Here is a 12,857-nt window from a genome sequence, read left to right on the forward strand (position 1 = left end):
ATACAACCTATGTTAATTCTTCAAACTGTCACAAATTTGTTATCTAAAGACATTTTATCGTAATTTTCATTTGGAAAACTAATCGGGTGATCAAAGGGATAAAATATTTCATTAATAAAAAAATACTCTTTGCGTTGGCATTATTATCGGCAATCTGTGTATCAGCTAATGCACAAGCAGCCAGCAGCCAAGGCACAACGCAAGTAGCGCCTATCTACTTCGCATCGGATAAAAAAGCTGTTAATCAATACCTGCGCAGAGCTAGTGATGCTGCAAGTAAGAAAATAAGAGATCAGCAGCAGGCTAAAGAGCAGGCCGCTAAAAAGGCCGCCGACGAGAAAAAAGCCGCTGATCAAAAACAGGCTGAGCAAGCAGCGTCTGCACCACGGCAGATAGCGTTTCATAACACAGCTGTAATGAACGGCAGCAACAATTACGTTTACGGCACTTGCACTTGGTACGTAAAAAATATGCTTCCCTGGGTGCCATCTAGCCTAGGAAACGCTTCTAATTGGGCAGCAAGTGCAGCTGTACGGGGATATTTAGTCGATAACTCCCCAGCTGCTGGGGCAGTCGTTGTGTTCGCCCCCGGACAAGCAGGAGCTAGTGTTTACGGCCATGTAGGCGTTGTCCTTTCAAATAATGGTGATGGCAGTATTACAATTTCCGAAGGGAATTTTTCAAGTGCTGGACCAGATATTCGCCGCGTGTATGCTGCAAGCAGCTATCTTTATATCCACCCCTGATAAAAAGCAATTTAAAAAAGATCTGCAATCGCAATGATTGCAGATCTTTTTTACTTAATCCTGGTCCTCAGAATCAAAACCGCTTTGCGTCGACTTACCAACTTCATAATCGCTATCAGTCAAATTTTCAACTTCACCCAAGCGATAACCATTACCCACCTGACTGAAGAAATCATGATTGGCAGTTGATGTAGAAATACCATTCATAACAACTGGGTTTACATCTTCAGCACCATCAGCAAACATAGGCTCCAAGCCAAGGTTCATTAAAGCTTTATTGCCGTTATAACGTAGAAATACCATTACATCGTCAAACCAATCAATATCGTCATACAGTTCGTGTGTATAGGCCTCTTCGTTGGCATACAAATCATAAAGCAGATCATAGGCCCACGCAGTTAAATCCTGCTGTTCTTTTTCTGTCAATTTTTTATAGGCAACTTGAAATTTATAACCAATATAAGTACCGTGGACCGATTCGTCACGAATAATCAATTTAATGATTTCAGCGACGTTAACCATCTTGTTATGCCCGGCAAAATAGAGTGGCGTATAGAAGCCCGAATAAAACAAAAATGTTTCCAAAAAGACAGAAGCGATTTTACGTTTTAATGGATTTGGATCATGATAAATTGAGTTGATTTTGTTCGCTTTATATTGCAAACGTTTATTTTGTGATGCCCAGTCAAAAATTTCATCAATCTCAACTGGTGTGTCTAATGTTTCAAAGATACTAGAATAACTCTTAGCATGGACTGATTCCATAAATTTAATATTATTCAGAACAGCTCTTTCATGCGGCGTAACAGCAGCTTCTAGCAAACTGGCCATACCATCTTGACTTTGCAAGGTATCCAGCATCGTCAAACCACCAAAAACATGATCGTAAAGCCTATGTTCTTTCTTACCAAGCGAACGCCAATCCTTCAAATCGTTAGAAATAGGAATTCGTGTATCCAACCAAAACTGTTCAGTCAGCTTTTCCCAAGTGGCTTTATCAATTGGGTCGATTACCTTGTTCCAATTGATCGCATCATAGTGTGTAAATTGATTTTTCTCTTCCGACATCTCTTACCTCTAAGTCTATTTTATGCTAGCAAGTCAAATGGAACATGATTCGCATTCGTTAACGCCCTGTTCGGTATTGTCATCCGTAAAAGTCCGGATGTAGTAAATTGATTTGATCCCCTTGCGAAAAGCGTAATGCCGAAGAATCGTCAGATCGCGCGTGGTCATCTTTTCTGTGTGACCTTTTTTCCAATCATAGATGCCATCAGGAATCGTGGAACGCATAAACAAAGTCATTGCCATCCCCTGGTCAATGTGTTCCTGAGCTGCTGCATAGGTGTCAATGACCTTTCTCTGGTCCAGATCGTAAGCAGAAACATAATAAGGCATCGTTTCGTTATTCAGACCACTGGCTGGATAGAAAACACGCCCCGTCATACCTTCAGCACGGGCCTCAACGCGGGATACGATTGGCTGCAGACTAGCGGTTGTGTCATTAACGTAAGAGATGGAACCTGTTGGCGCGACTGCTTGACGGTAAGCATTATACAGACCATCGGTCATGACTGATTCCTTTAATTGCTGCCAATCAGCAATCGTGGGGATGTGATAATTAGTAAAGAGGTTCTTAACTTTTTCAGTTTTTGGACCCCAATCTTTGGCTAAATACTTGTCAAAATAACTGCCATTAGCGTAATCTGATTTCTCAAACTCAAAGAAGGTCTGTTTTCTCTCTTTGGCAATTTTATTAGATGCCAGCAATGTGTAATAGTTCGTCATCAAAAAGAAAGTGTTGACGAAGTCCAAAGCAATATCATCACCGTAGTAGATCTTATTCTTAGCCAGAAAGGCTGCTAGCCCCATAGCTCCTAAACCGATCGCGTGTTTCTGCTGATTACCGTTTTGAACCGAAGGAACGACCGAAATATCAGAACTTTCGGACACAAAAGTCAAGGCACGCGTCATCGCTTCGATTGACTGAGCAAAATCAGGCGTATGCATCATATTATCAATGTTGATAGAACCTAAATTACAAGAAATGTCGGCTCCCAAAAGCGTATATTTCTGTTCGTTATTAATGTGCGAAATAGTCTGAGTCTGTAAGATCTCCGAGCATAAATTCGAAGAAACAACTTTACCAAAAATAGGATTGGCCTTGTTAACGGTATCCAAATTAATGATGTAGGGATAACCTGACTCTTGTTGAAGTTTTGAAATCTCCGTCTCTAAAGTACGGGCATCGATCCAGTGTTTGGTAATTCGATCGTCAGCCACCATGTTGTCATATTCTTTGGTTAAATCGACATAATTAAAAGGCACACCGTAGACTTTTTCAACATCTGCCGGTGAAAAGAGCGCCATCTGCTCGCCCTTTTCTGTCAATTCATAGAATTTATCCGGTACAGTTAGGCCAAGTGATAAAGTCTTAACACGAATTTTTTCATCCGCATTCTCTTTTTTTGTCGATAAGAAACGAACAATATCCGGATGAAAGATGGATAAATAGGCAACACCAGCGCCTTGTCGTGCGCCGGCTTGATTACTATATGTAAAGACATCCTCCATCAATTTCATAATCGGAATCACGCCGGCCGCCATGTTGGCAATGCCCATAAAAGCGGCACCTGCCTCACGAACATTCGACAAGTTAATGCCGACACCGCCGCCGATCTTAGATAACTGCATGGCAGAATTAATAACGCGGCCGATCGAATTCATGTCGTCGGTTGTTTGCAAAACAAAACAACTTACCAGTTCGCCACGGCGCGCACGACCAGCATTCAAAAAACTAGGTGTCGCCGGTTGGAAACGCTGATGAATCATTTCATCAGCAATGCGCATAGCCAAGGTTTCATTGCCATCGGCGTAATAAAGTGCATTGATCGCAATCCGATCCTCATAAGACTCGACGTAATAGTTGCCGTCATTTGTTTTCAGTGCATATTGCGTGTAAAACTTGTAAGCGGCCATAAAACTGTGAAACTGGAAATGAACCGCATCCAAAAAGTCATACAGTTTCTCAATAAATGAAAACTGATACTTATTGATGAATGTTGGATCAATAAAATCATTTTCAATCAGCCAATCAAAACGCTCTTTAAGCGAAGCAAATTTCAGGCGGTTCGGTTCAACGTTTTCTGTTAAAAATGCTTTGAGTGCTTCTTGGTCTTTTCCAACTTGAATTGTATTATTCTTCGGGATATTGACCTCATTATTCAAGTCATAATAATGCACTTTTTCAAGATCGATTTCTTTTAACGGCATAGAATCCTCCTAGTTATTTTGATTAAAAAACACCGAGAAAAACCCGATGCTTGCCTAGATTATTTTGTAAAAGACAGTTAAGCAGCGGCTGAAGAGGCGAGTGCTTTTTTCAAAACATTCGGACGAAAACCGGAGAAAGCATCAAGACCATCGATTTTGACAACCGGTGTTTGACGATAACCGGCTTCTTTCAACTGAGCAACAAATTCTGGATGCTGATCGATGTTGATTTCTCGGAAATCGGCTCCCATTGAAGTCAAAAACTTTTTAGTCATTTTGCACTGGACGCAATCATTTTTTGTATAAACCGTAATATCTGTCATCTTTTACCTCCTAATGTTTGTTTTTAGCGCTTTTTATTTATTGGATGTTTATTAATATAAACGCCTTGAAAACAAGATACAAGGGCAATTTCACATGCGAACAAGCGGTCGCTGCCCCAAAAGCTAGAACTGGTGCGGATCGAGCCGAAATATTACAATTTATTATCAGATCGTTGTCTTAAACAACTTGCAATAATTTAAAAAATGTTGCAAGCTTAATAGCGTCTAAATGCCTATTTAAGGGCATTTTTGAAAGATTAAGAATATTAAGAAAAGGTAATGTTAGGATTTTCGTTCAAATATCTGAGAAGAAAAAACCACGGAACGTTATTTCCTGATAAAGAGGTATTTTCCATGAAAAAAGTTCGTGTTTTATATGTATCTATTGAGGGAAATTCACGAAATTTTATGCAGCGTTTAGCAGCCTATGCAAAAACGCAAATACAGGAAAATCCGAACAATGTCGAAATTGAGGCCGTCGAAATTAGCGATTCTACTGATTTCGCTGAAGAAAAGGCACCATTTTTTATAAACGTCCCGACTTACCTAGAAGGAGGCACTGGTATCGGACCAGAAATTCACGAAATTTTTACTAACGCTTTAGGCGACTACCTTGACTACCATGAAAATTACAAAAAACTGCTTGGCGTTTTCGGGTCCGGCAATCGTAACTTTAACGTTCAATACGTGCTGACTGCCAAGCGTTATGCAGCCAAGTACAATAAGCCATTACTCTATAGTTACGAATTATCCGGCATTCAATCGGATTTACAAAAATTATACACAAGAATAATTGCTAATCTGTCTAAAGCTGGCCAATAAGTGTGTTTTCTGTACTCAAAGCTTGATATAATAGCAATTAGACTATTTAAGAAAGTAGATATCAAACATTAATGGACTCCGACCCCTCAATATTAGTTTCAGTGATTGCCTTACTCATTTCCCTTATCTTAGCTGTGATGTTCACACTCACAGAATACTCCCTTATCCGTTCGCGTCCATCCGCTCTAAAAGCGATTCAAAAAGATCAGAAAAAGCCAAATAAGCGGGTTGCCTTAGCAATTCACATGACAGATCATCTTAATGAATATCTGTCGACGGCACAGACTGGCGTTACACTCACTTCATTAATTATCGGGTGGTTAGGTGAAGGCGCGGCTTCCCAATTTTTACAGAATTCCGGTGCTTTTGCATTTCTGGGCAGGGAAAGTGAATTAGTAGTTTCATCTATCGTTGGTATCCTTATCTTTACCTTTGTGCATGCCGTATTTACCGATTTAGTACCAAAGAACATTGCGATTGATGAACCAATCAAGGTATTATTGAGCATCGCGCGCCCAGTGCGTTTTTTTCATGTTGTTCTTTTCCCTTTGATTTGGTTATTCGACCGTACGGCCGCAGCGGTATCTAATCTACTAGGTTTTAAGACTGCAACTGATGAGGATATTTATTCACCGACCGAGATCATTAGTTTAACGAAAAATTCGGCCTTGGCCAGCGACTCTGAGGTTGACGAAGAAGATGCCAACTTTATGCAGCGTGCTTTTGAGATGAATGATAAAGTCGCTAGCGATGTGATGGTAGATCGAACTTCCATGAGCGTGATCGACGTTGAAGACAAAATTGCCGATGCTTTAAAGCTCTATCTGGAAGAACAATATTCACGTTTTCCCGTAACGGCTGATAATGACAAAGATAAAATCATTGGTTATGCCTATAATTACGATATTGTTCGTCAGGCGAGAATTGACGACCAAGCTAAAGTTTCCACGATCATGCGTGATATCGTTTCTATTCCAGAGAATATGAAGGTTCCTGATGTCATGGACGAAATGAGCGCCCACCGTGTGCCGATGGCAATTGTCATTGATGAATACGGCGGAACTTCAGGTATCATTACTGATAAAGACATCTATGAAGAATTGTTCGGTAACTTAAAAGATGAACAAGATGATGAAGATGATGAGATGATTAAAAAACTTGGTAATAACCGTTATCAAGTGGTTGGCAAGATTTCATTGTATGACTTGGAAGATTTTTTCAAAACTAAAATTCCTGATTTTGATGAAGACGAGGCTGTCACTTTAACCGGATACATCCAAAATAATTACCCCGATACCAGAAAAGGCGATACCGTAACCGTTGAAAATGATGATTTTCGTTTCGATATCACTGCCAATGATTATGAAGATGCCTACATCAATTTTTTCACAGTTAAAAAGATAGAAAAAGAGTACCAGCCGAACGGTGATTTTGAAGAGAAAACAAGCGAAAAATAAAAGTCTGATTTATATCAGGCTTTTATTTTTTGATCTGCCAAAGATATAAACAACGCCATCAAGAATCAGCAACAAGAAAAAGCTGCTCATAAAAAGAGCAAAAATCCACCCCCGATCCATAAAAATGCCCGCGTAAACTGGCCCGATCGCACGTCCCAAGCTGATCATAGCGCTAATAAAAGCCATGCCTTGCCCTTGAAACTGTGCAGGCACCAAATGAGCAATCCAAGCTGTTGTTCCGGGCGAAAATAACATTTCGCCAACGACCAGCACGATTGTAATCAAGATCATTTGCCAAAAACGATTGGCCCAGATCAAAGGCGGAAAACTCAGAGCAAAAATAAAAGTACCAATGACTACCGTTTTCATAAAGGACCAATTTTTTGTTGCTTTCGTGACCAAATTTTGGAAAAAGATAATGACCAAGCCGTTAATTGTCCACAAATAACCATATTGTTCGATTGACATGCCCAAGCTGACCATGTGCGGGCTCATAACTGTTTCCCAAAACTGATAAGTTAAGTAGGTCATCATCGTCAAGGCGCCAATCGCAATTAATAAGCGTGAAAAAGCCAAACGGCTCGGTTGTTTTGCGGCAAGCACCATAGACGCAGGCCGGATTTGGACGCGAAAAAATAAAATAGCCAGCCCAAGCATTTCCAGATAAAAAACGATAGCAAGGAGCATCATGCCCTGGATTTTCATTTTGTCAAAGATCCAGGTACCGAAAAAAGTGCCAATGACTGTGCCGATATTCAAAGTAATGGCCATGTTCGAGAAAAAGTGCTTTGGATTATCTGTTGAGAGGTAGGCACCATATGAGTTTATCAGCGTTTGAAGCATGCCAATACCAATATTCAGAATCATGAGCCATGGAACATATATTGGCCAGTCATGAAAACAGAGCATCATCAATGATCCAAACAAGCAAATGGATAAAGCAATAATAAAGCTGTGGTAAGGCCGCCAGCGATCAAATAAAAGTCCCGCTCCCCAAGCGGCCAGCATTGAAACGAGGGATCCCAGCATTAAAATCACGCCAATAATTAAAAAAGACTGATGCAGATAATTATGCAGATACAAAGAGGTCACCGGCCAGGTCATTGCAGCAGCCGCGTTGCTGATTAAATTTTCTGCATAAACGTAAATTGGGCGGATCGTGCTCGTTTGAACATGCAAAGGCGGTCTGCGACGCGGTTTTTTGTCTTCCGAATATTGATCCATATGAAAATAGTAACATCTTCACAAACTTAACTAATCCGATAGGTTATACTTTTATATGTAAAAGTTTGGAGTGAATATGGATAATAAACCTACTGAATTACCTTTAGTTCTGCTGCTGTTTGGCGGCACCGGGGATCTTGCCAAGCGTAAGTTATACCCCTCATTGTTCAATTTATTTAAAAAGGGCTACCTGCAGGATCGTTTCGCCGTGATCGGGACTGCGCGTCATGATTTAGATGATGAAAAATTCCAGGAAATAGTTCGCCAATCTATCGCCAATAACGGTACAGAGGGGCAGTTTAAGGCTTTTGCCGCTCACTTCCGTTACCGCAGTCATGATGTGACCGACTTAAAGGATTATGGCAAGCTGAAAGATCTTCTGGCTCAACTGGATCAACAATACAATGCCAATGGCAACCGCATTTTCTATATGTCAGTTGCGCCACGCTTCTTTGGACAGATTGCACAAGCAATCAAGTCTGAGGGCTTAATGTCAGATAATGGCTATAACCGTTTAATGGTTGAAAAACCCTTCGGTACGAGTTTTGACACAGCACAAGAATTACAAAACCAGCTCGAATCAGGTTTTTCTGATGACCAAATATTCAGAATCGATCATTATCTTGGCAAGGAAATGGTTCAAAATATCCCAGCGCTGCGTTTTGGCAATGCCTTTATTGATGCAACTTGGAATAATAAATACATTAAAAATATTCAAGTAACACTAGCTGAGGAGTTGGGTGTTGAAGAGCGCGCCGGCTACTATAATACAGCCGGAGCTTTGCTTGATATGATTCAAAATCATACCTTCCAAATTGTCGGTTGGCTCGCTATGGAAGAACCAGCTTCATTTTCAGACAAAGATATCCGTGCCGCTAAGAACGCTGCTTTTTCAAAACTCAAGATGTACAAGGGTGAGGAAGTTGCCGCGAACTTTGTGCGTGGTCAATATGGCCGCGGCCGTGAAGTTTGGCAAAAGGCCTATACTGAAGAACCAGATGTGCCGGCCGATTCCAAAAATGATACTTACGTAGCTGGCCGTCTGCAATTCGACACAGACCGCTGGCAAGGTGTTCCTTTCTACATTAGAACCGGTAAGCGTTTGGCTGCTAAGCAGACGCGTGTCGATGTGGTCTATAAGAAATCCACTTTCGATTTTGGTACTACGAATGATGACAAACTGACCGAGCCTGTCCTAAGTATTTTGATTGATCCAGTCGGCGGCATTCAATTCTCTTTGAACGGCAAAGATGTCACAACCGAATTCAGTACCCGTTCTGACTTGCTGGCTTGGTCCATTTCTGATAAAGATAAAGCCCAGACGCCGGATCCTTACGAAAGAATGCTGCATGACGCGATGAATGGAGACGGTTCGAACTTTGCCGATTGGACTGGTGTTTCCATTTCTTGGAAATTCGTTGATCAGATTGCTAAAGTCTGGGCTGAAGATAAAGCGCCCCTTGAAAGTTACGAGTCCGCTACTATGGGGCCGGTTGCTTCCGACCGTCTATTGGCTGAGACTGGTGACCGGTGGATTTACCGCGGTTAAAAAATTAATCCGTGTTTTCAAACACAGCAGACGCTGTGTTTTTTTGTCTAATAGCAAAGGAATTGTTTTTAATCTGAAAGATCGAGCACTTTTCTTATATCATGGAAAGTATGGAAAAAAAACAAAAGAGTCAAGCTAGAAATATAACACTTATCGGCGTTGTTGCCGCTTTATACATTCTAATCGGTATGATCCCGCCTTTTAATCTGCGTGGCGGTGCCATTCAGATCCGTCTTGGGGAAGGCTTCAACAACCTAGCCATTTTCAATAAACGTTATATCATCGCCCAAACAATTGGTGTTTTCGTCTTTAATCTATTTTTTGGTTTGGGAATCGTTGATGCAATTATCGGTGGTTTGCAGACTTTAACCATGACTTGGGTAGTTTATCAGGTTACGCGGCGCATTCCTAACACAATTCTCAAATTCGTTGCTTCAACATTGATTGTCAGCATATTTATGTTTTGGATCGCAGCTGAATTAATTATTTTTTATCCTAAATTTGCTGATGGCGGCTTTTGGCTGACATACGGCATGCTCTTTATCAGTGAACTTGCTTCAATGATTGTCGGATCGATTGTCATTTACGCTGTTTCCAAGGGCATTAATTTAAAAAAATAATGAGATACTAGAGACATGAAATTTACATCCTTTCTCCATCGGGTCATTATTGGAAAAAACGACCGCGCCGAACAACAATTACAGCCTAAGCCTGTTTCACCTTCACGTGTGCAAATTTCTCTTCCGGAAAATAAGACGACTCCTGCTGCAGCTACGAAGCCAGATCTTGTCACTAATTTAAAAGCTGAAACACCCATAGAGCAAAATGACAATTCTGTACCATACAAGTCAACGCCAACCGACAATGGCACAGCTGCCTCGCTGTCTCATTTAGACATGATGATCAGCCAATTAAACCCTAGCCAAAAAATCTTGTTAGAAAATTTCGCCCAACAGTTGATTAATCGGCAGCATACCACTGACGCGGTCCCTAACGTTTCCTCAAGCAGTCCAAATAGTTTGCCATCATCACTCCGATCCGAGGCCGCCAGCATTCAAGCAGAGGATCAAACTTCTCAGGCCGCACTAGAAGAAGATAGTCGGCAAAGGGTCGCGCAAGCCAGCGAGTTCATCAATTCATTAGCACAAGATGAAGAGAAACAGACCTATTCCAGAGCAAACATCGATTTCTACAAGAAAGAATCTGCTCAAGAAGAGATTCGTATTCCGGAACGGGACGTCCGTCTAGACAATCTGCGACAGTTACTAGCTTCATCCGTCAAAGATCCTCGCGGTTTAGGCCGGATTCTTGCATCAAATCATTTTTAGATAAAAAAATCCACTTGATTTCTAACGATCAAGTGGATTTTTTAAATTACTTAGCAAGCAATTCTTTATTTGTAACTTTTAAATCCTTATCAAAATCATAAACGATTGGCTGCCCGTTGGCGATTTCAAGGCCCATGATATCAGCATCGGAAATGTTTTCAATATACTTGGACAAGGCACGCAACGAGTTTCCGTGAGCAGCAATGATCACGTTCTTGCCGGCGCGCAAATCTGGCGCAATTTTATCTTCCCAGAAAGGCATAACGCGTGTCAGAGTTACTTTTAAGTTCTCACCCAAAGGCAGCGTCTTAGGATCCAACTCAGCATAACGACGATCTAAGGCAGGATAAGTCCGACCATCTACAGTAATTGATTTCTGAATTGAGTCTTGCAATGGCGGCAAAACATCATAGGAACGGCGCCAAATATGCACCTGATCATCACCCCATTTTTCAGCTGAAGCCTTCTTATTCAGCCCTTGCAAAGCGCCATAATGGCGCTCGTTCAAGCGCCATGATTTTTCTTCAGGAATCCAAAGCTGGCCGATTTCTTCCAAAGTGATATGAAGCGTTTGAATTGCACGCGTCAGCACAGAAGTGTAAGCCTGATCAAACTCAATACCTTTTTCCGCGAGCAGTTCACCGGCCTCTTTTGCCTGGCGAATGCCCTCTTCAGATAGTTTTGTGTCGACCCAGCCATTGAATAGATTTAAAGCATTCCATTCAGATTGACCGTGACGAATAAATACTAATTTAGCCATTTTTCCTCCAAAGTTTCCTAATTTATCATAGCGCAAACGTGAACAAATTCGCTAGTCTAATGAGTTAGCCAACGCCAATATCTGACAAAAGGATTGAGTTGCCAGACGGCAGACCTCATGGTTTTTAAGTACAGTTTGCCCACCGGCTTTTGACCATATAAATAATCAAAATCACGTAAATTATTGATCCTGGTAACTAAAATACTATCCTTGGCAATATTGGCAGACCGCCGATCATAAGCAATGTGGTTTGCTGAAACCTGTTTCCTCTTGCCAGAGGTCCAAAAATTAATGCTTGAGGCATTTTGTAAAGCAATCCGGCTAGGAGATGTCTTTTGCAGATAAAGGTTTTCAGCACCCGAAATCTGTGTATTTTTAGGTATCGATAAATAGCTGCCTTGCCGTGACACCTGTGCCGCAGTCTTCGCCGTCAAATCCCAAGTTGGCCAAAGATTAGTGTAATCAGAAGCATGCATCGTCAAGACAATATAGCGATGACCATTGGGCATTTTGTTTGTCAGCGCGAGCAAAACCGATCCGGCCGCCTCAGAAGCACCGCTTTTAACGATAGAGAAAACTTTTGCATCTTGAGGAAATTGTTTGTTAAAACGCGTTAAAACAGAATCTCCGCGAAATGCATAATCGCTGGCAGGAAATGGAAAGAATAATTCCGGTGATTGCATTTCTTTGATAACTTTTGGATATTTTTTAAATAAACGGTTCGCAATTGTTGTGAGTGCTTTAGCCGAGGCCACATTCTCATCGTTATCTAAAGCCTTAGGTATTTTATCTTGGCCTGATAGGTAAACATTGTTGATGCCCACTGCATTATAAAAATGATATTGCGAACTAGGGATACCAAAGGAAGCCGTTGTACGATTCATTAAATCGGCAAAATTTCTCTGGTTGCCAGAGATGGCATCTCCTAATAAAATGCCTGTCGCATTACTCGAAATCAGCAAAGTCGCATCCAATAACTCCTTCACTGTATATGCCTGGCCTGCCTGCAAGGGTATATTCATAAGTTCGCTATTACGGGAAAGTGCTTGAATTTGCGGCGTTACTTTTATGCGCTGCTGCCAAGACAATTTCTTTTGCTGGACAGCTTGATAAACTAAATAAGCCGTCAGCAACTTGCTAGTAGAGGCGATAGCTAAATTTTGATTCGGATTCTTCTCTGCAATGATTTGTCCACTATCGAAGTCGGCAACCAATGATGCGGCAGCCTTGTTTTGAAGCTGAGCCGGTTTCCCACTAATGACCGGTAATACTCGGCTAGGTACTTTTTCGTTGATAAAAACACCAACTACACAAGAAGCGACCAGAAATAAACACAAAAGGCCGAGCAAACACGCCATTATTTTGTGTCGAAACC

12 protein-coding genes are annotated in these 12,857 nt (G+C 41.3%); 6 read left to right on the forward strand and 6 right to left on the reverse strand.

Annotated features, from left to right (window positions below):
* Nucleotides 1-134: 134 nt before the first annotated feature.
* Nucleotides 135-746: a CHAP domain-containing protein gene (locus ABF487_RS05880; protein ID WP_241778151.1), complete on the forward strand. Its 612-nt coding sequence runs from the start codon at nt 135-137 to the stop codon at nt 744-746.
* Between the two features lie 54 nt (nt 747-800).
* Here ABF487_RS05880 and nrdF read toward each other — a convergent pair whose 3' ends face one another.
* The 3 genes from nrdF to nrdH all read right to left on the reverse strand — a co-directional run bounded on the left by nrdF (nt 801) and on the right by nrdH (nt 4,342).
* Nucleotides 801-1,814, reverse strand: coding sequence for a class 1b ribonucleoside-diphosphate reductase subunit beta (gene nrdF / locus ABF487_RS05885; RefSeq protein WP_007744794.1), 1,014 nt, complete (start codon nt 1,812-1,814; stop codon nt 801-803).
* Nucleotides 1,815-1,847: 33 nt separating this feature from the next.
* Entirely contained in the window at nt 1,848-4,019 is a 2,172-nt protein-coding gene (nrdE, locus tag ABF487_RS05890; protein ID WP_007744796.1) for a class 1b ribonucleoside-diphosphate reductase subunit alpha, read from the reverse strand.
* A gap of 77 nt (nt 4,020-4,096) precedes the next feature.
* Entirely contained in the window at nt 4,097-4,342 is a 246-nt protein-coding gene (nrdH, locus tag ABF487_RS05895; protein WP_415634805.1) for a glutaredoxin-like protein NrdH, read from the reverse strand.
* A gap of 354 nt (nt 4,343-4,696) precedes the next feature.
* Here nrdH and ABF487_RS05900 point away from each other — a divergent pair, with 354 nt between their 5' ends.
* A complete protein-coding gene (locus ABF487_RS05900) occupies nt 4,697-5,164 on the forward strand; it encodes a class Ib ribonucleoside-diphosphate reductase assembly flavoprotein NrdI (RefSeq protein WP_007744800.1) in 468 nt (155 codons plus the stop codon).
* Between the two features lie 71 nt (nt 5,165-5,235).
* The gene (locus tag ABF487_RS05905) at nt 5,236-6,621 is read left to right on the forward strand and encodes a hemolysin family protein (RefSeq protein WP_415633930.1); all 1,386 of its coding nucleotides are present in this window, start codon (nt 5,236-5,238) and stop codon (nt 6,619-6,621) included.
* A gap of 9 nt (nt 6,622-6,630) precedes the next feature.
* On the opposite strand, the gene ABF487_RS05910 is transcribed toward ABF487_RS05905, so the two are convergent.
* On the reverse strand, nt 6,631-7,845 hold the full coding sequence (locus tag ABF487_RS05910; protein WP_007744803.1) for an MFS transporter: 1,215 nt from the start codon (nt 7,843-7,845) through the stop codon (nt 6,631-6,633).
* 76 nt (nt 7,846-7,921) lie between these two features.
* On the opposite strand from ABF487_RS05910, the gene zwf reads away from it, so the two are divergent.
* From zwf to ABF487_RS05925, 3 genes are all read left to right on the forward strand, one after another.
* Nucleotides 7,922-9,394, forward strand: a complete 1,473-nt coding sequence (zwf, locus tag ABF487_RS05915) for a glucose-6-phosphate dehydrogenase (RefSeq protein ID WP_415634806.1) — start codon at nt 7,922-7,924, stop codon at nt 9,392-9,394.
* 110 nt (nt 9,395-9,504) lie between these two features.
* A complete protein-coding gene (locus tag ABF487_RS05920; RefSeq protein WP_007744805.1) occupies nt 9,505-10,014 on the forward strand; it encodes a QueT transporter family protein in 510 nt (169 codons plus the stop codon).
* A gap of 15 nt (nt 10,015-10,029) precedes the next feature.
* Nucleotides 10,030-10,722 (forward strand): hypothetical protein, encoded by a 693-nt coding sequence (locus tag ABF487_RS05925; RefSeq protein ID WP_007744807.1) that lies wholly within the window; start codon nt 10,030-10,032, stop codon nt 10,720-10,722.
* A gap of 46 nt (nt 10,723-10,768) precedes the next feature.
* Here the strand turns inward: ABF487_RS05925 and gpmA are convergent, their stop codons facing one another.
* Together gpmA and ABF487_RS05935 are read right to left on the reverse strand one after the other, a co-directional pair.
* Nucleotides 10,769-11,482, reverse strand: coding sequence for a 2,3-diphosphoglycerate-dependent phosphoglycerate mutase (gene gpmA / locus ABF487_RS05930; protein ID WP_007744809.1), 714 nt, complete (start codon nt 11,480-11,482; stop codon nt 10,769-10,771).
* A 56-nt stretch (nt 11,483-11,538) separates the two neighbouring features.
* Nucleotides 11,539-12,831 (reverse strand): D-alanyl-D-alanine carboxypeptidase family protein, encoded by a 1,293-nt coding sequence (locus ABF487_RS05935; protein WP_415625896.1) that lies wholly within the window; start codon nt 12,829-12,831, stop codon nt 11,539-11,541.
* Between the last annotated feature and the right edge of the window lie 26 nt (nt 12,832-12,857).

The organism is Oenococcus sp. (genome assembly GCF_047725585.1).
GTDB classification, from domain to species: Bacteria; Bacillota; Bacilli; order Lactobacillales; family Lactobacillaceae; genus Oenococcus; species Oenococcus kitaharae_A.

Bases quoted from the DNA above. Each gene is read 5' to 3' on its own strand.
- nrdF (WP_007744794.1), bottom strand. From the start codon at position 1,814: ATGTCGGAAGAGAAAAATCAATTTACACACTATGATGCGATCAATTGG.
- nrdE (WP_007744796.1), bottom strand. From the start codon at position 4,019: ATGCCGTTAAAAGAAATCGATCTTGAAAAAGTGCATTATTATGACTTG.
- nrdH (WP_415634805.1), bottom strand. From the start codon at position 4,342: ATGACAGATATTACGGTTTATACAAAAAATGATTGCGTCCAGTGCAAA.
- ABF487_RS05900 (WP_007744800.1), top strand. From the start codon at position 4,697: ATGAAAAAAGTTCGTGTTTTATATGTATCTATTGAGGGAAATTCACGA.
- ABF487_RS05905 (WP_415633930.1), top strand. From the start codon at position 5,236: ATGGACTCCGACCCCTCAATATTAGTTTCAGTGATTGCCTTACTCATT.
- ABF487_RS05910 (WP_007744803.1), bottom strand. From the start codon at position 7,845: ATGGATCAATATTCGGAAGACAAAAAACCGCGTCGCAGACCGCCTTTG.
- zwf (WP_415634806.1), top strand. From the start codon at position 7,922: ATGGATAATAAACCTACTGAATTACCTTTAGTTCTGCTGCTGTTTGGC.
- ABF487_RS05920 (WP_007744805.1), top strand. From the start codon at position 9,505: ATGGAAAAAAAACAAAAGAGTCAAGCTAGAAATATAACACTTATCGGC.
- ABF487_RS05925 (WP_007744807.1), top strand. From the start codon at position 10,030: ATGAAATTTACATCCTTTCTCCATCGGGTCATTATTGGAAAAAACGAC.
- gpmA (WP_007744809.1), bottom strand. From the start codon at position 11,482: ATGGCTAAATTAGTATTTATTCGTCACGGTCAATCTGAATGGAATGCT.